The organism is Amycolatopsis sp. lyj-23 (genome assembly GCF_046549135.1).
Classification (GTDB): domain Bacteria; phylum Actinomycetota; class Actinomycetes; order Mycobacteriales; family Pseudonocardiaceae; genus Amycolatopsis.
On sequence record NZ_JAJPWN010000003.1, the window covers coordinates 321,497 to 340,727 of the forward strand.

The window sequence follows — 19,231 nt, forward strand, 5'->3', positions numbered from 1 at the left end:
CGGGCATCATGGACTGCGATGTCTCCCAGCGCCGATCGGTTCCCCACCGCCACCCAGACGCTGCGCACCCGCGTCGTGATGGGCGGGATCTTCGCGGGCGCGCTCATCGCGCTCGCGCTCAGCGTCGTGTTCTCGTGGAGCGACGGTGTCGCCGGCGGTGCGGGCGGCGGGGCCGGCAAGCTGTCCCCGGCGGCCCAGGAGGCGTTCCACTCCCCGCCGGGCAGCTGCCTGACCTGGGACAACCCGGACGCCAGCGACGCGCACAAGGTGGCCTGCACCCAGCCGCACCTGTTCGAGGTGACGACGCTCGTGGACATCGGCGCGCAGTACCCAGCGGGCGCGCCCGTCCCGTCGCTGGACCAGTGGCAGCAGATCGCGCAGCAGAAGTGCACCGCGGACGTGAAGCCCTACCTCGGGCACAAGCTCGACCCCTACGGCAAGCTCACGACGAACCTGCTCCGCCCGACGCCGTCGCAGTGGGAGGACGGCGACCGCCAGCTGCGGTGCGGCCTGCAGTGGGCCGGCCCCGGCGGCAAGCTGCTGCCGACGACCGGGCCGGCCAAGGACCAGGACCAGTCGCTGGTCTTCGAACCGGGCACCTGCCTGGCGCTGCTCGGCAAGGGCGTCGGCGATCCGATCGACTGCGCGAAGCTGCACTCCTACGAGATCATCGCCACCCTCGACCTCAAGACGCAGTTCAAGGACGGCTACCCCGCCCAGGACAACCAGAAGGCCTGGCTCGACACCGAGTGCACGAAGGCGGCGGCCGACTACACCGGCGGCGCCGACCTCGACGCGAAGAAGCTGATCCTGACCTGGGACCTGCGGGAGCAGGAGAGCTGGGACGCCGGTTCGACCAAGGTCAACTGCAAGGTGGCGTCGGCGCTGCCCGACAAGAGCGGGCTGCAGGCGGTGACCGGCAGCATCAAGGCCGCCCCGGCCGGCCCGGACGGCGGCCAGCCCCAGGACGGCGGCCCGCCGGCGGACGGTGGCGGGGGCCCGAACACGGCGACCTCGGCCCCGGCGTCGAACTCGGCCCCGGCGTCGTCGAACTCGGCCCCGTCGTCGAGCTCCGCTGCGCCGTCGACGAAGAAGAGCGGCTGATGCCCGTCGAGATGAGCCGCGAGCGGTTCGAAGAGCTGGTCTCCGAGGCCTTGGACGAGGTGCCGCCCGAGTTCGCGCGCGCGATGGACAACGTCGTCGTGCTCGTCGAGGAGTTCAACGACGAGGCGCCGGACATCCTCGGGCTCTACCACGGGATCGCGCTGACCGAGCGGACGTCGTCCTACGGCGGGGTGCTGCCCGACCGGATCTCGATCTACCGGCAGCCGATCCTGGCCATGTGCGAGGACGAGGACGAAGTCGTCGAGGAGGTCCTCGTCACCGTCGTGCACGAGCTGGGGCACCACTTCGGCATCGACGACGCCCGGCTGCACGAACTCGGCTGGGGCTGATTCCGGCACGGATTCCCCCGCCGCAGCGCCGGTTGCCACCGGTTTCCGTGCCGTCGGCGGAAAACCGGCACGAGATTCACGAGTAGTGACAACGTGACCACGCGCAGCCATCACCGCCGGTTATCCTCGTACGCAGTCGTGGGGGTGACTTCTATTCCGTGCGGGGGAGACACCGTGGACGAAGCCCGGACCGACGGAGGCGGCCGAAGACTCAGGTGGCTGCTGACGTCGAGCGCGGCGTCCCACCTGGGGGACGGCATCGGCAAGGTGGCCCTGCCCCTGCTGGCCACGACGCTGACCCGCGATCCCGTGCTCATCGCCGGGTTGTCCGCCACCCAGTTCCTGCCCTGGCTGCTGTTCGCCGCGGTCGCCGGCGCGCTGGTCGACCGGATCGACCGGCGGCGCGCGATGATCGTCGCCAACACCGCCCGCGCCGCCGCCGTCGGGGTGCTGGCCGTGCTCGTCGCCGTCGGTGGCATGACGATCTGGCTGGTCTACCTGGTCGCGCTGATCATCGGGACGGCGGAGACGATCGCGGACAGCGCGGCGAACGCGCTGGTCCCGGCGGTCGTCGGCGGCGGTTCGCTCGACGCGGCCAACAGCAAGCTGCAGGCCTGCGAGATCGTCGGTCAGACGTTCCTCGGCGGCCCGGTCGGCAGCCTGACCTTCGCCCTTTTCGCCGCCTTCCCCTTCATCCTCAACTCGGCCGGTTTCGCGATCGCCGCCGCGGTGCTGCTCGGGCTGGCCGGCACCTACCGCGGCCAGGCCGAGACGCCGGTCGAGCCGGCGAAACTCCGCACCGAGCTCGCCGACGGCCTGCGCTGGCTGCGCGGGCACCGCCTGCTGCTGCGGCTGGTCGTCGTGGCCGGGCTGCTCAGCCTGGTCAGCGAGCTCGCACAGGCGCAGCTGGTGCTGTACGCGCTGGAGGACCTCCACCTGTCCGACGCCACCTTCGGGCTGTTCGCATTCGTCGGCGGGATCGGCGGCCTGCTCGGCGCGGGCGTCGCCCCGCGGCTGGTGCGGGCGACCGGGCGGCTTCCCGTTGTCGTGGGCGGCATCGTCTGCTGCGGACTCGGGTTCGGCGGGATGGGCCTGGTGCGCTCGCCGGTCGCGGGCGCGGCGCTGTTCGGCCTGTTCGCGGCCGCGGTGGTGGCGGTGAACGTCGTGCTCGCGACGGCCCGGCACACGCTCGTGCCCGGCGAGCTGCTCGGCCGGGTGCTCGGGGTGTGGCGCACGGTCGTCTGGGGCGCGATCCCGCTCGGCGCGCTCCTGGGTGGCGTGCTGACCGAGCGGCTCGGCTCGGCCGCGCGGACGTTCGCCGTGTCCGGGGTGGCGATGCTGGTGGTCGCCGGGTTCGCGTTCGGCGCGCTGCGGCGGTCGTCCCTCGGTGACGAATCGGACTCAGCCGCGGCGCTGACGCACCACGAACCGGGAATGTGAGCTGGAATAGCTCCTCACCCAGGTGGTGAGGAGGCAGCTATGCGCACCGTGGACCCGGGAACCGGCACCGACGCCGGCCCCGACTTCGACGAGTCTTCGCCCGAGTCCGAAGCCGAGTCCGCCGCTCCGCCGTCACGCCGGTTGCCGGTGCTGTGCGCGGTGGCCGGGTTCGTGCTGGGCGCGAGCGTGCTCGGGCTCCTGTGGGGACTGTCCGGAGTGCACGCCGGCGCGCTCGACGACGCCGTCGCGGCGTGCCAGGCGCTCGACCGGGTGGGCGAGCTGCCCGACACGAGCCGCGACGCGCAGCCGGCGCTGACGCCCGGGCTCAGCCCCGAACGCCTGCACCGGATGGTGGCGGCGCGCGAGCTGGCCGCGGCCGCCGCGCAGGTCAACGCGAACTACCAGCCGCTGGCCGACCACATCGACGGCGTCAGCCGGATGGTGCTCAGCCTGCACTTCAACGACATCTCCGGTCAACGGCACCTGACCGAGGCCAAAGAGGCGTGTGGGCGGATCTGACCAGCCGGGCGAAGCCCGTCGGCTGAGGGTGGCGGCGGGGCGGGGTCCGGGTCAGGCCGTGTGGACGGTCTTCACCGAGAGCTGGTTGCCGGGGATCTTCGTGCCGGCGCAGCCGGTGCCTTCGTCGGGCACGAAGTTCGACGCGGTCTCCTGGGGCAGGTAGATGCGCAGGCCCTTGACCGGCGTCGGCTGGCAGGTGCCCGGGTCGAAGTTGTGCACGTTGACGAACTGGATGTCGGCGGCCGCGGTCTGGCCCGGGTTCAGCTTGACGGCGTTGCCCTTGGTGCCTTCGCGGAAGGCGTCCTTGCCGACCTGGTGCCCGTCCGCACCGGCCACGTAAGACACCCCGGGGAAGCCCTGGATGGTGCAGGGCTTCGAGCTGGTGTTCTTGATCAGCAGCGGCCGGAACGTCGAGCCGGCCCCCGAGTCGCCCTGGCCCAGCGAAAGCTTGACGTCCCCGGCCTTGCACAACCCGTTGTCCGCCGGTTGGGCGGCCGGCGGTGCGGCCGGTGTCGTCGAGGCGGGGCTCGACGTGGCGGTGGTGACCGTGGTGGTGGCCGTCGGCTCCGAGCTGGACGGCGTCGAGCTGCTCGCCGCGTTCGTGGTGCCGCCGCTCCCGCAGGCGGAAAGCGCGAGAACGCCGGCCGAAGCCGCGACGACCGGGATCAACCGTGAAAGCTTCATGTCAATCGCCTCCCTGGTGTGGTGCTACTGGGTAGACGTACCGGGTCGCGGGCGGGTTGGCTGCCCTCGTAAATTCCCCACAGACCGTGTCTCAAACGTGACAGGATCACACTTTCGTGACGATCAGAGCGGGGTGTCAACCCAAGTCAGGCAGCGCCACTCGCCCTCCGGCCGGGCCGCCAGCTCCACCAGACCCGTGTTCGGGATCAGCGCCGCGTTGGCCACGTCCGCGTGGACGTTCGGCGCCAGCCACTCGGCGGCCAGCCGGATCGCGCCGCCGTGGCTGACCAGTGCGACCACGCCGTCGGGGTCGGCCTGCTCGTGCTTGGCGCGCAGCCGCCCGACCGCGTCCAGCATCCGGGTGCGCACGCTCGTGCCGCTCTCGCCGCCGGGCAGCGACGGCGCCAGCTCGCCGAGCGTCCACCGCCGGACCGTCTCCATGTAGGTGCGGATCGACGCGTGGTCCGTCGCGCCTTCCAGATCACCCGCGACGACCTCGTGGACGCCGTCGACGACCTGCACGTCCAGCGAGAACTGCGCGGCCAGCGGCGCCGCCGTCTGCTGGGCGCGGGTCGCCTGCGACGCGTAGACCGCGACGATCGGCTCGCCCGCCAGCCGCGCCGCGAGGTCATCGGCCTGCGAACGCCCCAGGTCCGTCAACGGCGGCCCGGGCAGAGCGGTGTCCAGCGCACCGCGGACGTTCCCGTCGGTCTGCCCGTGGCGGATGAGCAGCAGCCTCACGCGGAGTCCCCCTTGCGGACCGCGTCGGCCCACACGGCCGCGTCGACGAAGTCGTCGTTGCCGAAGCCGGGCTCGATCGTGGTGCGGGTCCCGTCGGCCCGCGGGTGCGAACCGAGGAACCGCAGGTTGCGGCAGCGCCGGCGCAGGGCCGCCAGCGCGTCGAGGACCCGCGGCTCGGCGACGTGGCCCTCGAAGTCGATGAAGAAGCGGTACTCGCCGAAGTTGCTGCGCGTCGGGCGGGCGTCCAGGCGGGTCAGGTTGATGCCGCGGCCGGCCAGCTCGGTGAGCAGTTCGGCGAGCGTGCCGGTGCGGTTCGCGGCCGCGGCGACCACGGACGTCCGGTCCGCGCCCGTCGGCTCCGGCAGGTCGCCGGGTGGGCGGACCAGCAGGAACCGCGTCGCCGCGTCGGTGACGTCGGCGACCTCGGTGGCCAGCACCTCGAGGTCGTAGTGCTCGACGGCGACCGGCGCGCAGACCGCCGCGTCGAAGTCGCCCGCCAGCACGCCGACCGCGGCGGCCGAAGTCGACGACGACGCCACCGCGTGCGCGCCCGGCAGGTTCGCCTCGAGCCACTCGCGGACCTGCGCCAGCGCGTGCGGGTGGCTGGCGACGGTCCGGATCTCGCCGGTGCCGGGCCGGGTCAGCACGCTGAAGTGGATCGGCAGGATGGTCTCGGCGACGGCGACCAGCGGGGTCGACTCGCTGAGCGCGTCGAGCGTGGCGGGCACCACGCCCTCGACGGAGTTCTCGATGGGGACGCACGCCGCGTCCGCCTCGCCCTCGCGGACGGCGGTCATCGCCAGCCGCACGGTCTCGACCGGGATCAGTTCTTCGCCGGCGGCGAGCACCCGCGCGGCCTGTTCGGTGAAGGTCCCTCGGGGGCCGAAGTATGCGATCCGTGACACAGCACCCAGGCTACGGGGCCCGGCCGTGGCGACATTCACTCGGACAGCCGGTACGGGAACCGGTTACGCCGGGTGGCATTTTTTGCGATGCTGAGCGGGTGACCGCCGAATCGGGCACGCACACCGGACGTGAGGGCGCCAAGCCGCCGGTCGGCCCGCGCACACCGGAACTGGTGCTGTGCGCCGTCGATGAACCACTCGCCGAGGCCTGGACCGCCGCGGCCCGGAAGCTGACCGGCCGCGTCCGGGTGCACCGCGGCTCGGTGCTCGACGTCGTCGCCCAGGCGGTGGTCAGCCCGGCCAACTCCTACGGCTGGATGCGCGGCGGCATCGACGCCGTCTACGCACAGGCGTTCCCGGGCGTGGAGCAGAGCGTCCGCAGCGCTGTCCTGGCCTTCCACGGCGGGGAGCTGCCGATCGGCGACGCCGTCGTGGTGCCGACCGGCGAAGCCCAGCCGGCGTGGCTGATCAGCGCGCCCACCATGCGCGAACCCGGCGAACGGCTGCCCGCCGACACCGTCCACCCGTACCTCGCCGCCCGCGCGGTCTTCCTGACCTGGCGTGACGGCCGGCTCGACGACGGCCCGGTGCGCGAGTTCGTCGACACGATCGCGATGCCCGGACTCGGCACCGGCGTCGGCGGCCTCGACCCCGCGACCTGCGCCCGGCAGGTCGCCGCGGCCTGGGCCGAAGTCTTCGGAAATCGTGACGCTGGGTGATCAACCCCGGATCGGGGGTGGACTACGTCACAGCGCTTTAACCGGCCGCAAGCCCTACCGTTGATCGAGCAGGTAAAACGTCCGCCAGTGCAGGCGACGGCCGGAGGAGTGTGCGATGACCCGCGTCCGCGAACTCAGCCCGTATGTCGAGCTGCACCGGGAACAATGGAGAGAACTGCGGAGTTCGACGCCGCTGCCGTTGACGGCGGCCGAGCTGCTGCGGCTGCGCGGCCTCGGCGAGCAGGTCGACCTGGCCGAGGTGGCCGACGTCTACCTGCCGCTGTCCCGCCTGATCAACCTCCAGGTCGCCGCGCGCCAGCGGCTCTACGAAGCGACCACGACGTTCCTCGGTGACGACTCCCGCGGCACGAAGGTCCCGTTCGTCATCGGCATCGCCGGGAGCGTGGCGGTCGGCAAGTCGACCACGGCCCGCATCCTGCGCACGCTGCTCGCCCGCTGGCCGGACCACCCCCGCGTCGACCTGGTCACCACCGACGGCTTCCTGTACCCGCGCGCCGAGCTGGTGCGGCGCGGGATCATGCACCGCAAGGGCTTTCCGGAGAGCTACGACCGGCGTGCGCTGCTGCGGTTCGTCACCGAGGTGAAGTCGGGCGCCGAGCGCGTCGCCGCGCCGGTGTACTCGCACCTGGCCTACGACATCCGGCCCGGTCAGGAGCAGGTGGTGCAGCAGCCGGACATCCTCATCGTCGAGGGCCTGAACGTGCTGCAGCCGGGGCCGCGGCTGATGGTGTCCGACCTCTTCGACTTCTCGATCTACGTGGACGCGCACACCGACGACATCCAGCGCTGGTACGTCGAGCGGTTCCTGGAGCTGCGGCACACGGCGTTCGCGGACCCGAAGTCGCACTTCCACCACTTCGCCGGCCTACCCGACGACGAGGCCCGCGCCGAGGCGCGGCACCTGTGGCACTCGATCAACGAGCCGAACCTGATGGAGAACATCAAGCCGACCCGGCCGCGCGCGACGCTGGTGCTGCGCAAGGACTGCGACCACGCGATCAACCGGGTCCGCCTGCGCAAGCTCTGACCCGCTCATCACAGGTCCGTCACCCACATGCCGCAGATTCGCACGCTGCGCGAGTGTGCGGCCACGATTCGTCGTGGTCCGGCGACTCTCCGCGCCGGAATCCGGCCGATCGGCCGAGGTGGGCCGTTCAGCCGTAACCGGTTGGCCGATACCGGGCGTGCGTTGCGAAAGCGACCCTGAAGGAGTCAGGAAAACGGCTCTGAGCTGGGGAGGAGGCCCACGATGTTCACGATGGTCCTCACGTGGGTCGGTGCGGTGCTCGGTCTTGCCTTGCTGATCGCGATGGCCGCCGGCACGTTCGTCGTCGACTTCGACGACCGGCTGCAGGAACGCCGCCGCAAGGGAAAGCCCGCCGAACAGGCAGGCCCCCTCCCGTAGTTCGTCAGAGCCCGGCCAGCGCCTCGAGGTAGGCGTCGGCGTCGTATTCGAGGTTTTCCGCGTCCAGCAGGCTGTTTTCCAGCGCGTCGATCAGCTGCTCGAAGATCTCGTCGCGGTCGAGCTCGCCCTCCTGCAGGCGCTCGGCGGCCCGCCAGACCTCGGCGGGCTCGTTGTCCCACAGCTGGTCGACGATCGTCGCGCGCAGGATCAGCCGCTGCTCTTCCTCGTCTTCGTCGGCCTCGGCGATGACGAGCGCGCGGCGCTGGTCGGGGTCGGTCGGGTCGAGGTCGACCTCTTCCTCGTCGATCTCCGTGGTCGTCGACGGCACGGCGAACATCCGCCGCTCCAGCGCGTCGGCCAGCTCGGTCGGCGACAGGTCGCTGGTGTCGGCGAAGTAGCGCTCCAGCGGCGAGTCGTCATCGTCGGCGTACTCGCTGAGGTAGTCCTGGACCGCCTCGTCGAGGGCGGCGATCGCGGTCTCGGTCAGGTGCGCGCGCTCGCCCGCCCACTGCACCCAGGCCAGCACGACCGGCTCGACGGCGTCCTCGTGGTCGGCGTCGAGCTCGTACTCCTCGCCCAGCAGGCCTTCGAGGAACCGCGCGATCTTCTCCGGCCCGACGCGCAGCGGGTTGCCCGGGTCGGTGCGCAGGCCGTGCTCGAGCAGCAGGGTGCCGATCGCACGAGCGGCATCGGCGTCCTCGCCGCTCGCCGCGACGAACTGCTCGACGACGGCGGCGCGTTCGGCGTCGGACCACTCGGCGACCTCGGGCACGAGCGCGGGTTCCGGCAGCGCGCGACACCACGTGAGCGCGACGGCGTGGAAGCGCGCGTAGTCCTCGCTGACGTCGGCCTCGTCGAGGTGGTCGGTGGCAGCGAGGCCGTCCGCGATCAGGCGGTGGGCTTCGGCCGGGTCGACGGCTTCGAAGACGACCAGCTCCGGGTCGGCGTCGGACTGCTCCCGCATCTCGGCGAGGACTTCGGCGGGCTGGTCGATCACGACGAGGTCCCGCACCCGGCCGGCTTCGGTGAAGTCGAGGAGCGCGAGCAGGCCGTACGCCTGGTCGCCGTGGGAGAAGACGCAGAGCAGGGACGACTCGTCGCCGAAGACGTCCCCGGTGCGCCAGCACTCGCCGGCGGTGACCCGGCCCAGCCCGGCGGCCCACGGCGGCGCCGGGATGCCGCGGCCGAGGACGACCTGCAGGCCGGCGTCGGCGGCCTTGCGCTCGACGTCGGTCTCGGCGACGACCTTCAGCGCGGCCAGCAGCGCGGCGGCCCCCGGGGTGATCTTGCGCTGGGCGAAGGCGATGAGCTCCAGGCCGAGCGGCTCTTCGCCGTCCTCGACGGGCAGGTCGTGGAACTGCCCGAGCACCTCGGAGGCGAGCAGCTCGACGTCGACCGGCGCGGGGTCGGCGCCCAGGGCCGAGAAGTCGTTCAGGACGTCTTTGAACAGGCCGGTCACGCTGTGCGTGACGGGCTGCGGCTGCCTCTTGCGGGCTCGACTCACCGGGCTCATGCGGTCATGGTTTCACTTCACCCACTTCTTGTGGGGGTCCGGGTGGCGAAGCCCCCGGCCCGGGGCGCAGCCCCGGTCAACGCAGCGCGGGTCGCGGTGGCCCTGGCGCGGGTCCCGCCGGGTGCTCGACGGGGAGGCGCCGAGCGGGCGACGGAACTGGGCCACCGCGACGCCTGGCGCGCTCACGATGTCCCGGTGCACGTGTATCACCGGTTCGCCTGGGTCAACGAGGTGCGCGCGAGGAGGTTACGGCTTTCGGCAAGGCGATCCGGGCGGCCCGGATTTCCGTGATCAGGCGGGTTTTCCGCCGGTGGTTTTCCACCAGGGCGGCCAGGTGAGCGGTGAATTCGTCCGGCGTCCCGGCCCGCTTGTGCAAGGTGCGCAACAGCTTCAGCCGCCGGGCCGCTTCCTGGTAGGCGTGCGGGTCCTTGCGTTCGATGAGCTCGTCGACGTGTTCGCGGAAGACCGGGATCGTCTCGGCCGGGTGCTCGGCCGAGCGCTGTTCGGCCAGCTCGAGCTTGAGCTCCGCGGACGCGCCGAATCGCACGCAGGCGCGCCAGGCTTCGTCGGGACGGCCGTCGTCGAGCAGGACGCGGACGAGCTCGTCAGCCTGCTCGACGCCCTCGGCAGCGCGTTCCCGCAGGCAGGCGAGCGCTTCCCGGCGCTGGACCGGCCACTTCCCGTCGTCGGTCGCGGCCTCGCGGAGGGCCGCGTAGGTCTCGAGACCCGGCTTGGCGTCGAAGTCCTTGCGACGACGGCTCGTCTCGCTTTCCGGATCCGGCGCCGGCGGCTGCTTGTCGTGGGTCAGCGCGCGGGCGGCGTGCGCGATGGCCTCGCTGTGCCGCCCGGCGGCCCGCAGCACCCGGACGATCTTGAGGCTGACGTCCACGCGCGGCGGCTTGGCCGACAGGATCGCCACCAGCTCGTCGACGTCGCCGAGCACCTCCGCCAGCTGCTCGCGCAGCCGTTCGGCCACGTCACGGCGGTGCCCGGCACCGTTCGCCGCCAGCACGTCGTCCACAGTGGACTTGATCCGCTTGAGCCCTGGCTCGCCCAGCGCCGTCGCGAAGTCGGCGAGGTCGATCGTCGGGCGGCCGGGGCCGTCGAACTCGACCTCGAGGATCCAGTCGGCCAGCTTCTCCGGGTCCGGCGGCCGCGCGGCGCACGCGCGGGCGTACAGCTCCACGGCCCGGTCCAGCCGCTCGGCGAGGTCGCCGGCGTGGTCGCCGGACTGCTCCAGCACCTCGCTGATGTCGTCGACCGTGCGCCGGGCCAGCGGCGCCAGGTCGGCGCGGCTGCCGGCGTCGAGCATCCGCTGCAGCGTGTCGAGGACCGCACCGATCTTCGCGGTGTACTCGACGTTCCCGTCGGTCACCGCCGTGTCCAGCAGGCGGTGCGCCTCGCTGACGTCACCGGATTGGGTGGCCGCGCGCAGTTCGAGTGAATGCCGCAGCTCGGGATCGCGCTCGGCCTGGGCGTGCAGCAGGTCCGCCAGCGTCTCCGCGCCCAAGGTGCGCAGGTAGGGGCGAAGATCCGAGTGGGGACTCACGCGCACCAGTCTGCCCGACGGCCCCGCGCACGCGTGTGGGCCAACCGCGTGCTCTTTTCGGAGTAACCAGTCACTGTTCGTAACAGGGTCATCGACGTCGCAAGTCGTCGAACACGGCTTTCAGCGGCCACGGATCCGGCAGTCCCGGCCTTCGTGACCGTGCGTGGCGGGGTCGCGGGATGGCCGCGCGGACGGTCGGGACCATGATCGGGACCACCGGCACCGGAACCCGGGCCACCAGCCGCCGGACGACGACCATCAGCAGCCCGGCGAACAGCAGGAGCGCGGTCCCCGCCGCGAGGGCGCCGGCGAGGGTGCGGCGGCCGTCGTCGAGCGTCAGCTGCACGGCGTACTGGCTCTGCTGCGTGTACAGCAGGCCGAGCTGGGCGGACACGGCGTAGGCGGCACTGCGCCACGTGGCCTCGGGGAACGGAAGCGCTTCGGCGGCGGTGAAAGCGTTCTCGGCGGCGGCGAGCCTGCTCCATTCGGCGCTGCGGGTGAGCGACTCGTACGCCATCCGGCCACTCTCGCTGAGCTGCGGGACGACCCGGGCCAGCTCGGCCCGGTAGGAGGCGACGGCGGAGGTGAACGACCCCCGCGTCACGTCGTCCAGCCCGGCCAGAGCGAGGGAATCGGAGCGGTCCATGCCTTCGGCCACGGAAAGCAGTTCGACGGCGGTCGTCTGCTGGTAGGCGGACTCGGCGTCCGGGGCGTGGCGCGCGTAGTCGCGCAGGCCGGCGACAGCGGATTCGATCCGCTGGGTGTAAGTCGCGAACGCGGCGCTCCGCTCGTCGGGCGCCGCCATCGCCGCGCTCCGCTCGGCCTGCAAGGCGACCACCGTGCGGGCCGTCCGGTCGGCGGCGGCCGCCGTCTCGACGGCCACGTCCCGCGTCCGAACCGCTTGGTGGATCAGGAGAACCGCGATCACGACAGCCACGGCGACGAGCGCGCCGCCGGGGATGAACGCGATGCCCAGCATGCGGCCGCGGACGGATCGCAGGTACTTCAAGACGTTCCTTTCCCAGCCTTGGTCCCCGCAAGCATCCCGACGAAGTTCAACCTATTGAGTGAGAGATTCACCGGTCAACGGCAGTCCGCCATACGGCCGTTAGCGCACCGTGACCACCCGGCACAATCGCCACCGTGACCTTCGACGACGTGACCCAGCGCCTGCGCGGCTTCGCCGCGGCCCGCGCCTGGGAGCCGTACCACACCCCGAAGAACCTCGTGATGGCGCTTTCCGGCGAGGTCGGCGAGCTGACGTCGTTGTTCCAGTGGCTGACCCCGGAGGAGTCGGACAGTTGGCGCGCGGACCCGGCGCTGGAAGAGCAGGTGCTGGACGAGATCGCCGACGTCACGCTGTACCTGCTGCAGCTGGCCGACCGCCTCGGCGTCGACCTGGCCGCGGCGGCGCACGCGAAGATCGACCGCAACGAGGTCCGCTTCCCGCCGCCGGCCTAGCCCCAGAACACCCCGCCGGGGTTGCGGTCGATTTCGGCGAGCAACGCGGGCGGCGTGCTGGCGACCGGCGCGTCGGGGTAGCTCAGCCACCGTCCGTTCCGGTCGGCCCACCAGACGGACCAGATGCCGAACTCGTCGAACCGCAGCTGCGCGATCTTCTGCTCCGACCAGTCGGGCCCGGCCTGCGGCGACCACGGCGCCCGCCGTTCGACGATGGTCACGGCCCGCCCCCGCGTCCGGCACTCGACCCGGATCCGGTCCTGGAGGTGCTCGGGGACGCGCTGCGCGCACCACCGTTCGATCTGCCGCAGCGCGAGCTCCGGAATTGCCATGAGCCCAGTGAACCGGAAGCCGTCAGCCCGCGCGCAGGTGGGCGAGCACGGCGTCGTAGGTGTCCTCGGGCGAGCTCCCGTCGGTGGGCACGACGACGCAGCCGGGCCGCTGCGGCAGGTAGGCGGCGAGCTGGTCGTGGAGCCGACCGACCATGGCAGTACCCCCACGCGCCTGCACGACGTCGTCGACGCCCTTGGTCGAGGAGTGCTCGTTCGCAGCCCGCTCGGCGAACCGCCGACAGGCGACGGGTTTCTCCGCGGTGAGCAGCAACTCGGTGTAGCCGGCCCCACACCGCCCGGCGGCGGCCTCGAAGGGTTCGACGTCGACGACCCGGGTGGCGAGCTGCGGCATGACGACGTCGTACCCGCTCCGCAGGTGCGTCTCGGCCATCGCGACGGCGAGCACCTGCGCGGCCCGGAAGGTCTCGAAGAAGCTGTCCCGCCAGCCCCCGATCAGGCAGACGACCCGATCGGTGTCGAGGTTCAACACCCCACGGTGCCGTTCGGCGTAGGCCTGCGCGACCGTCGACTTCCCGATCCCGGAAGGTCCGTTGAGGTGGATCAGTCGTGGCACCGCACCGAGGCTAGCGCGGCGCGGGCTCGGCGAGCCACCAGCCGCCGAGCTACCGGTCCGCGCCGGGCCCGACGGCGACGGTACCGCCTGCGAACGGTGAACTAGCCTGAGCCGATGACGACCGCCGACGAACTGCTCGGCAGGCTCGCGAGCCTGGACCAGACGGCCCTCGCCAAAGTGCTGGCCCACCGGCCGGACGTGCTCGAAGACCCCTGGCCGCGGCGGCTGGACGTCGTCGCGGCGCGGCTGGGGGCCGCCGAGTCGATCGATGCCGTGCTGCTTCGGCTGCCCACGCCGCTCGTCCAGGTCATGCGCGCTGTCCAGCTGTGTTACGCGGTGGGGCGGCGGCCGGCGCCCGTCGAGGAGGTCGCGCGGCTGCTCGGGACGGACGCCGGGACCGTCGAGTCCGCTGTGGACGAACTGGGCGAGCGAGCACTTCTGTGGCGCGACCCCGACGGCGTCGTCCTACCAGACCTGCTGCGCCGCAACAGCTTCGGCCCCGAGGGTCTCGGCAGGCCCGTCGCGGAGCTGCTCGGAGAACTCGGCACCAGCCGGCTGGCGAAGCTGTCGCGCACCCTCGGCTTGCCCGACGACCTCCGGAAACCCCAGCTCCTGCTCGGGCTCGTCCGGTTCTTCCGGGACGGCGACGGCGTCCGCGAGGTGTTCGCCACCGCGCCCGAGGAGACGCGGAAGCTGCTGCTGGACATGGCCGGCGGCGTGCCCGAGGTCGACGGCGTGGCCCCGGCCGGCTGGGCGTTCGACCACGGCTTCCTGTTCGGGACCTACTTCGGCACCGTGGCCATGCCGATCGAGGTGTCGCTCGCGCTGCGCGGGCCGGGCCACCAGCTGCCGTTCACGCCGGAGGAACCGGAGTTCGCCGTCACCCACACCGGCGTCGAGGCGGCCGAAGCGGCGTCGTCGGCCGCCGCGCTGCGGTTGCTCGACCGCGTGTCGGCGATCGTCGACCTGGCCGCCGCGGAGCCGTTGCCACTGCTCAAGGACGGCACGATCGGGACCCGGCTGGTCAAGAAACTGGCCAAGGACACCGGCGGCACGCCGGCGGAGATCGAGCTGGCCATCGACCTCGCCGCGCAGGCCGGGCTGCTGCTGGCCGACGAGCCACCGCCGCCGCGCCGCGGCCAGAAGGCCCCCACGCCGACGCTCGCGCCGACCCCGGACCTCGCCCGGCCCGAGCCCGCGTTGCTGTACCGCCTGCTGTTGACGACGTGGTGGGACCCGGCGCCCCCGGAGTTCGAGACCGACGTCGAAGCGCTCGTGCGGCGGCTGGTCGTGCGGCTGCTCGCGCGGCTCGATCCCGGCGACGCCGTCAGCGAGGTGGACGCGCTGGTCCGGCTCGCCGAGTGGCACGCGCCGCTGATGCCGACCGACGACCTCGCCGGCCACGTCCGGGACGCGCTCGGCGAAGGCGAGCTGCTCGGCGTCATCGCGCACGGTGCGGTGACCGCGGCCGGGCGCGCCCTGCTCGCGCCGGAGAAGCTGGTCGAAGTCACCAGCGAACTGGTCGCCCGCGCGCGCACGACGGCGTTGTTCGGCACCGACCTGACGGCGATCGTGCCCGGCTCGCCCGACGCCCGGCTGGCGGCGCTGCTCGACCGCGTCGCCGACCGCGAGGCCCAGGGCACCGCGACCAGCTGGCGGTTCTCCCCCGCGTCCGTGCGGCGGGCGTTCGACCAGGGCACGCAGGCCGCCGAACTGCTCGGCGAACTGGGCGCCATCGCCGCGGGCGAGCTGCCGCAGCCGCTGGTGTACCTGGTCAACGACGTCGCGCGGCGGCACGGCGAAGCGCAGGTGATCGAGGTCGCGAGCGTCGTCGTCGGCGAACCCGCGGTGCTGGCCGAGCTCGCCGCCCACCGCAAGCTGGCCAAGCTCGGCCTGCGCTCGGTGGCGCCGACCGTGCTGACGTCCACTGTGGACGCCTCGCGCACGCTGGAGGCGTTGCGCGAAGCGGGTTACGCGCCGACCCGCCACGCCGCGGACGGCAGCATCGTGCTGCCCGCCCGCGAACAGGCGGAACCGACGATGGCCGTCCGCGACCCCGAACCCGGCGAGCTGCCACCCGACCCCGGCGACCACGCCGCGCGGCTGCTGGCCGCCCCGGCGAGCGGGCCGGGGATGCTGCGCGGCCGGCTCGCGCGGGCGATGAGCGACCGCTACGCGGGCCGCCTGACGCCGAAGCAGCAACAACTCTGCTGGCAGCTGGAAGCCGGGCTCCCGGTCGACGTCGACTACGGCGGCGAGCACCTCGTCATCGCCTACCCCGAGCTCGACGGCGACGTCCTGGACGTCTGGTCGCTCGGGGAACGCACGTACCGGCGCCTGGAACTGGCGCGGATCGAGCTGGCTCAGGCCTCGACGGCGGTCAGCCTCGCGTAGGCCACGACGTTGTCGAGGTAGTTGCCGCTCGCCCGGTCGAACGCCCCGCCGCAGGTGATGAGCCGCAGCTCGGGGTCCGGTGTGTCGCCGTACACCCGGTCGGTCGGGAACGCCGACTTCGCGTACCGGTCGACGCGGTAGACGGTGAAGACCGCGATGCGGCCGTCCGCGCGGCCGACTCTGGCCTGCTCGCCGGGGCGCAGGTCCTTCAGGCGGGAGAAGGCGCCGGGGACGTGCTTGTAGTCGACGTGCGCGGCCAGCACCGCCGGGCCGGTCTCCCCGGGCGACGGCGCGCCGGTGAACCAGCCGACCGTCGTGGCGTCGCCCGGGACCTCCAGCGCGCCGTCCGGCGTCAGCCCGAGGTCCGTGATCGCGTCGGCACGCACGCCGATCGCCGGGATCGTCAGTGACGCCGGTTTCGCCGCGGGGAGGCCGTCGGCGGTCGTTGCCGTGGTGCGCGCGACGCTCGCGGTGCCCGGTGGGTCCGCGGTGGCCGGGGCGAGCTCTTCCGGCGCCTTCGGGGCCAGGACGAGGACGAGGGCGACGGCCAGGACCACCCCGAGGGCCGCGGCGACCGCCATGACCGCGGGCCACAGGCGCGGGTGCCTCAACTCGGACGCCGGCGCAGGTAGAGCACCATGCCGCCGGACACCGTCGCGGCGAGCAACGTGCCGCTGAGCACGAGGAAGCCGGGGACCTCGTCGTCCGGCTCACCGCCGCCGGTGGCGACGCCGCCGACCGGCTTGACCTTCACCTGGCCGGTGGCGGGCTTTTTCGCCGCCGTTTTCGGCGCGGTGTGCGTGGCCGGCTTTTCCGACGTCGGTGTCACGCTCGCCTTGGGGCGGTGCGGCAGCGATTCGCAGGCGATGCCGTTCTTGTCGCGGTCCAGGTGGTTGGGGTCGCCCGGCGTCGCGTCGAGGACGGCCTGCGCTTCCTCCTGGTACTGGAAGTCCGAGCAGTTCTTGTCGCCCGAGAACTCGGCGGACGCGAAGGGGACGGGGCCGAGCAGGGCGAGCCCGGCGACGGCGGCGGCCGTCGTCAGGGCACGGCGAAACAGGGACAACGGAATTCCTTCCGGACGGAATCGGGGCGAATGTGTGGTTACTATCGCGGCACCGGCGACGCCGTTACGGACTTTTCCGGAATTCCGGAAATGGCAGCGTTCCACGAAGAGGCGTCGGTTCCGTGATTCTTTCGCATTCACCCGTTGACCTGCTCATTTGCGGGCCAGGAATACGTACCGGCCGGAATGTTACGGGTCAGCAGTCACCTCTTCGAGGTATTTCACGTGTGACGGTGCCGACCGGCCGCCACCGCGGCGTCCGCGCACCCCGTAACCTCGGGGTATGCCGATCCAGGTTCTGCTCGTCGACGACCACGAGGTGGTCCGCCGCGGGCTCCGCGACCTCCTCGGCGACGAGCCCGACATCGAGGTCGTCGCCGAGGCGAGCAGCGTCGAAGAGGCCTTGGCGGTGGCGATGCACGTCGAGCCGGAGGTCGCGGTGGTCGACGTCCGCCTCGGCGACGGCGACGGCATCACGCTCTGCCGCGAGCTGCGGTCGAAGCCGAACCCGCCGGCGTGCCTGATGCTGACGGCGTTCGACGACGAAGAGGCGATGGTCGGCGCGATCATGGCCGGCGCGGCGGGCTACCTGCTGAAGCAGGTGCGCGGGCAGGACGTGGTGAACGCGGTCCGCGAGGTGGCGGCCGGGCGGTCGCTGCTGGACCCGGTGAGCACCGCGCGCGTGCTCGACAAGATGCGGCACCCGCCGACGGACGAGCTGGCGACGCTGACCGAGCGCGAGCGCGACGTGCTCGAGCTGATCGGCCAGGGCCTGTCCAACCGCGAGATCGCCGAGCGGTTGTTCCTGGCGGAGAAGACGGTGAAGAACTACGTCACGTCGGTGCTGGCGAAGCTCGGGATGCAACGCCGCACGCAGGCGGCCGCCTGGATTGCGCGGCGCGAGAAGTAGCCGTCCGCTGCCGCCGCGTCCGCAATCCGCCGTTCGCTGCGACCTTTTCCGCACCTCGTCACGGTCCGCCATCTCGATCAGGCCTTTTTCCGGCATAAATTCACTCGAACGTGAGTCGAATATATGTTCGACCAAGCGGTAAGATCATTGCCGAGGGCGTGGAAGGGAGGCTGGATGACCCGAGAAGGATGAGTCGCGGAGCAGGGATCAGTCGAGCGGCAGGTCGAACGCGACGAGGGTGCCGAGGCTGGGTGAGGAGTTCAGGAAGAACTTCCCGCCCGCGGCGTCCGCGCGTTCGGCGAGGTGGCGCAGACCGCGGGTCGCGACGCCTTGGGGGACGCCGGAACCGTTGTCGCGCACGCGGAGTTTGACGCCACGGGAGTCCCGGGTCAGGGTCACGCGGGTTTCGCTGGCGCCGGAGTGCCGGACCACATTGGACAGTGCCTCGCGCAGGGCGGCCCGGATGTGGTCGGCGCGTTCCGCGGGGATGTCGGCGAACTCGCCGGAGAGCTCGAGGGTCGGCGGATAGCCGAGCAGCTCGCCGGCGATGCGGACCTCGCCGCGCGCGGACTCGGCGAGGTCGGTGGCCGTACCGGTGTCGTGGCGCGGCTCCGGCGACCGCAGCGCGCGCACGGTACCGCGGATTTCCTCGATGGTCTGGTCGAGCTGGTCGATGGCGTCGGACAGCCGCGCACCATCGGCCTGAGCGAACCGCTTGCGCATGTTGCGCCGGACGCGGTCCAGCTGCATGCCGGCGCCGTAGAGCCGCTGGACGATGACGTCGTGCAGCTCGCGGGCAATGCGCTCCCGCTCTTCGTAGAGCGCCACCCGGTGCCGGGCATTGGCGCCTTCGGCGAGGGCAAGGACAACGCCGGCCTGCGCAGCAAAGGCGACGAGCATCTCGACGGTCCCGGCGGAGAAGGGCTCGCGACCCCGCTTCCGGTAGACGGTGAGCGACCCGAGAACCCGCCCCCCGGACCCGAACGGCGCGGCGGCGAAGGGGCCGTAGCCGTGCAGTTCGGCGGGCACGTAGGGAGCGGTCCGCGGATCGACGGTGAAGTCTTCGCTGGAGACGGGTTCGCCACCACGGGCTACCTGTCCGGCCGCGGAGTCGGCGGGCAGGGCAAGGCCGCGCAGCGAGTCCCCAGCGGCCGCGGCCCCGGGGCCGCGGCCCACGCCATTGGCGCGCCCGATGCTGCCTGACGAGTCAGCGGAGGCTGTCGTGCCTGGGCCACCGCCAGCCTGTCCAGCGGCACGCTCGGTGCCCAGCGCCCCATGGGCGAGCCCACTCGCGCTCGGGCTGGCCAGCGAAGCGACCGGCTCGCTGGGGCCGGGGCGGGCATCGCCCGCTCGTGCGCCAAGAGCGGTCGTGGCCGAGTCATCGCCGACTGGCCCACTCGCACGCTCGGTGCCGCCCGGTGCCGGGGCGAGCTCACTCACGCCGGGGCTCCAGGCGTCAGCGGCAAGTTCGTCGTCGGCTGACGGGTGGGCCGTTGCGTAGTGGGCGGCCTCGACCACCACCCGGCCGTCCTCCGTGCTGACCATGG

The 19,231-nt window shown here is 72.3% G+C and carries 21 protein-coding genes; 10 read left to right on the forward strand and 11 right to left on the reverse strand.

Annotated features, from left to right (window positions below):
• Nucleotides 1-18: 18 nt before the first annotated feature.
• The 4 genes from ACLJPY_RS07610 to ACLJPY_RS07625 all read left to right on the forward strand — a co-directional run bounded on the left by ACLJPY_RS07610 (nucleotide 19) and on the right by ACLJPY_RS07625 (nucleotide 3,413).
• Nucleotides 19-1,104 carry a septum formation family protein gene (locus ACLJPY_RS07610; RefSeq protein WP_410587301.1) on the forward strand — a complete coding sequence of 362 codons (1,086 nt, stop codon included), beginning with the start codon at nucleotides 19-21 and terminating at the stop codon, nucleotides 1,102-1,104.
• Entirely contained in the window at nucleotides 1,104-1,454 is a 351-nt protein-coding gene (locus ACLJPY_RS07615) for a metallopeptidase family protein (RefSeq protein WP_410587302.1), read from the forward strand. Before ACLJPY_RS07610 ends, ACLJPY_RS07615 begins: the two co-directional genes overlap by 1 nt.
• Before the next feature lie 174 nt (nucleotides 1,455-1,628).
• On the forward strand, nucleotides 1,629-2,894 hold the full coding sequence (locus ACLJPY_RS07620; protein ID WP_410587303.1) for an MFS transporter: 1,266 nt from the start codon (nucleotides 1,629-1,631) through the stop codon (nucleotides 2,892-2,894).
• Between the two features lie 39 nt (nucleotides 2,895-2,933).
• On the forward strand, nucleotides 2,934-3,413 hold the full coding sequence (locus tag ACLJPY_RS07625; protein WP_410587304.1) for a hypothetical protein: 480 nt from the start codon (nucleotides 2,934-2,936) through the stop codon (nucleotides 3,411-3,413).
• A gap of 51 nt (nucleotides 3,414-3,464) precedes the next feature.
• Here the strand turns inward: ACLJPY_RS07625 and ACLJPY_RS07630 are convergent, their stop codons facing one another.
• The 3 genes from ACLJPY_RS07630 to pheA form a co-directional block, all read right to left on the reverse strand.
• Entirely contained in the window at nucleotides 3,465-4,103 is a 639-nt protein-coding gene (locus tag ACLJPY_RS07630; protein WP_410587617.1) for a DUF4232 domain-containing protein, read from the reverse strand.
• A gap of 117 nt (nucleotides 4,104-4,220) precedes the next feature.
• Nucleotides 4,221-4,838, reverse strand: a complete 618-nt coding sequence (locus tag ACLJPY_RS07635) for a histidine phosphatase family protein (RefSeq protein ID WP_410587305.1) — start codon at nucleotides 4,836-4,838, stop codon at nucleotides 4,221-4,223.
• On the reverse strand, nucleotides 4,835-5,743 hold the full coding sequence (pheA, locus tag ACLJPY_RS07640; protein WP_410587306.1) for a prephenate dehydratase: 909 nt from the start codon (nucleotides 5,741-5,743) through the stop codon (nucleotides 4,835-4,837). The genes ACLJPY_RS07635 and pheA overlap by 4 nt, the downstream gene beginning before the upstream one ends.
• 98 nt (nucleotides 5,744-5,841) lie before the next feature.
• On the opposite strand from pheA, the gene ACLJPY_RS07645 reads away from it, so the two are divergent.
• The 3 genes from ACLJPY_RS07645 to ACLJPY_RS07655 all read left to right on the forward strand — a co-directional run bounded on the left by ACLJPY_RS07645 (nucleotide 5,842) and on the right by ACLJPY_RS07655 (nucleotide 7,888).
• Nucleotides 5,842-6,462, forward strand: coding sequence for a macro domain-containing protein (locus ACLJPY_RS07645; protein ID WP_410587307.1), 621 nt, complete (start codon nucleotides 5,842-5,844; stop codon nucleotides 6,460-6,462).
• Nucleotides 6,463-6,577: 115 nt separating this feature from the next.
• A complete protein-coding gene (gene coaA, locus ACLJPY_RS07650; RefSeq protein ID WP_410587308.1) occupies nucleotides 6,578-7,510 on the forward strand; it encodes a type I pantothenate kinase in 933 nt (310 codons plus the stop codon).
• Nucleotides 7,511-7,732: 222 nt separating this feature from the next.
• Nucleotides 7,733-7,888, forward strand: coding sequence for a hypothetical protein (locus ACLJPY_RS07655; RefSeq protein ID WP_410587309.1), 156 nt, complete (start codon nucleotides 7,733-7,735; stop codon nucleotides 7,886-7,888).
• A gap of 4 nt (nucleotides 7,889-7,892) precedes the next feature.
• Here the strand turns inward: ACLJPY_RS07655 and ACLJPY_RS07660 are convergent, their stop codons facing one another.
• The 3 genes from ACLJPY_RS07660 to ACLJPY_RS07670 all read right to left on the reverse strand — a co-directional run bounded on the left by ACLJPY_RS07660 (nucleotide 7,893) and on the right by ACLJPY_RS07670 (nucleotide 11,959).
• Nucleotides 7,893-9,401, reverse strand: a complete 1,509-nt coding sequence (locus ACLJPY_RS07660; RefSeq protein WP_410587310.1) for a hypothetical protein — start codon at nucleotides 9,399-9,401, stop codon at nucleotides 7,893-7,895.
• Between the two features lie 223 nt (nucleotides 9,402-9,624).
• On the reverse strand, nucleotides 9,625-10,950 hold the full coding sequence (locus tag ACLJPY_RS07665; protein ID WP_410587311.1) for a DUF6880 family protein: 1,326 nt from the start codon (nucleotides 10,948-10,950) through the stop codon (nucleotides 9,625-9,627).
• A gap of 88 nt (nucleotides 10,951-11,038) precedes the next feature.
• Nucleotides 11,039-11,959: a nitrate- and nitrite sensing domain-containing protein gene (locus tag ACLJPY_RS07670; RefSeq protein ID WP_410587312.1), complete on the reverse strand. Its 921-nt coding sequence runs from the start codon at nucleotides 11,957-11,959 to the stop codon at nucleotides 11,039-11,041.
• A gap of 134 nt (nucleotides 11,960-12,093) precedes the next feature.
• Between ACLJPY_RS07670 and ACLJPY_RS07675 the strand changes: the two genes are divergently transcribed.
• The gene (locus ACLJPY_RS07675; protein ID WP_410587313.1) at nucleotides 12,094-12,411 is read left to right on the forward strand and encodes a nucleotide pyrophosphohydrolase; all 318 of its coding nucleotides are present in this window, start codon (nucleotides 12,094-12,096) and stop codon (nucleotides 12,409-12,411) included.
• Here the strand turns inward: ACLJPY_RS07675 and ACLJPY_RS07680 are convergent.
• Together ACLJPY_RS07680 and ACLJPY_RS07685 are read right to left on the reverse strand one after the other, a co-directional pair.
• The gene (locus ACLJPY_RS07680; protein ID WP_206784079.1) at nucleotides 12,408-12,743 is read right to left on the reverse strand and encodes a DUF3024 domain-containing protein; all 336 of its coding nucleotides are present in this window, start codon (nucleotides 12,741-12,743) and stop codon (nucleotides 12,408-12,410) included. The genes ACLJPY_RS07675 and ACLJPY_RS07680 overlap by 4 nt on opposite strands.
• Nucleotides 12,744-12,765: 22 nt before the next feature.
• Entirely contained in the window at nucleotides 12,766-13,317 is a 552-nt protein-coding gene (locus ACLJPY_RS07685) for an AAA family ATPase (protein ID WP_410587314.1), read from the reverse strand.
• A gap of 114 nt (nucleotides 13,318-13,431) precedes the next feature.
• Between ACLJPY_RS07685 and ACLJPY_RS07690 the strand changes: the two genes are divergently transcribed.
• Nucleotides 13,432-15,711, forward strand: a complete 2,280-nt coding sequence (locus ACLJPY_RS07690; RefSeq protein ID WP_410587315.1) for a helicase-associated domain-containing protein — start codon at nucleotides 13,432-13,434, stop codon at nucleotides 15,709-15,711.
• Here the strand turns inward: ACLJPY_RS07690 and ACLJPY_RS07695 are convergent.
• Nucleotides 15,681-16,322: a class F sortase gene (locus tag ACLJPY_RS07695; RefSeq protein ID WP_410587316.1), complete on the reverse strand. Its 642-nt coding sequence runs from the start codon at nucleotides 16,320-16,322 to the stop codon at nucleotides 15,681-15,683. The genes ACLJPY_RS07690 and ACLJPY_RS07695 overlap by 31 nt on opposite strands.
• A complete protein-coding gene (locus ACLJPY_RS07700; RefSeq protein ID WP_410587317.1) occupies nucleotides 16,319-16,774 on the reverse strand; it encodes an excalibur calcium-binding domain-containing protein in 456 nt (151 codons plus the stop codon). The genes ACLJPY_RS07695 and ACLJPY_RS07700 overlap by 4 nt, the downstream gene beginning before the upstream one ends.
• A gap of 283 nt (nucleotides 16,775-17,057) precedes the next feature.
• On the opposite strand from ACLJPY_RS07700, the gene ACLJPY_RS07705 reads away from it, so the two are divergent.
• The gene (locus tag ACLJPY_RS07705) at nucleotides 17,058-17,684 is read left to right on the forward strand and encodes a response regulator (protein WP_410562524.1); all 627 of its coding nucleotides are present in this window, start codon (nucleotides 17,058-17,060) and stop codon (nucleotides 17,682-17,684) included.
• 207 nt (nucleotides 17,685-17,891) lie between these two features.
• On the opposite strand, the gene ACLJPY_RS07710 is transcribed toward ACLJPY_RS07705, so the two are convergent.
• Nucleotides 17,892-18,992: a histidine kinase gene (locus ACLJPY_RS07710; RefSeq protein ID WP_410587618.1), complete on the reverse strand. Its 1,101-nt coding sequence runs from the start codon at nucleotides 18,990-18,992 to the stop codon at nucleotides 17,892-17,894.
• Nucleotides 18,993-19,231 lie beyond the last annotated feature (239 nt).

Coding starts and splice junctions, on each gene's coding strand:
- ACLJPY_RS07610 (WP_410587301.1), top strand. CDS start 19: ATGTCTCCCAGCGCCGATCGGTTCCCCACCGCCACCCAGACGCTGCGC.
- ACLJPY_RS07615 (WP_410587302.1), top strand. CDS start 1,104: ATGCCCGTCGAGATGAGCCGCGAGCGGTTCGAAGAGCTGGTCTCCGAG.
- ACLJPY_RS07625 (WP_410587304.1), top strand. CDS start 2,934: ATGCGCACCGTGGACCCGGGAACCGGCACCGACGCCGGCCCCGACTTC.
- coaA (WP_410587308.1), top strand. CDS start 6,578: ATGACCCGCGTCCGCGAACTCAGCCCGTATGTCGAGCTGCACCGGGAA.
- ACLJPY_RS07655 (WP_410587309.1), top strand. CDS start 7,733: ATGTTCACGATGGTCCTCACGTGGGTCGGTGCGGTGCTCGGTCTTGCC.
- ACLJPY_RS07660 (WP_410587310.1), bottom strand. CDS start 9,401: ATGAGCCCGGTGAGTCGAGCCCGCAAGAGGCAGCCGCAGCCCGTCACG.
- ACLJPY_RS07680 (WP_206784079.1), bottom strand. CDS start 12,743: ATGGCAATTCCGGAGCTCGCGCTGCGGCAGATCGAACGGTGGTGCGCG.
- ACLJPY_RS07690 (WP_410587315.1), top strand. CDS start 13,432: ATGACGACCGCCGACGAACTGCTCGGCAGGCTCGCGAGCCTGGACCAG.
- ACLJPY_RS07705 (WP_410562524.1), top strand. CDS start 17,058: ATGCCGATCCAGGTTCTGCTCGTCGACGACCACGAGGTGGTCCGCCGC.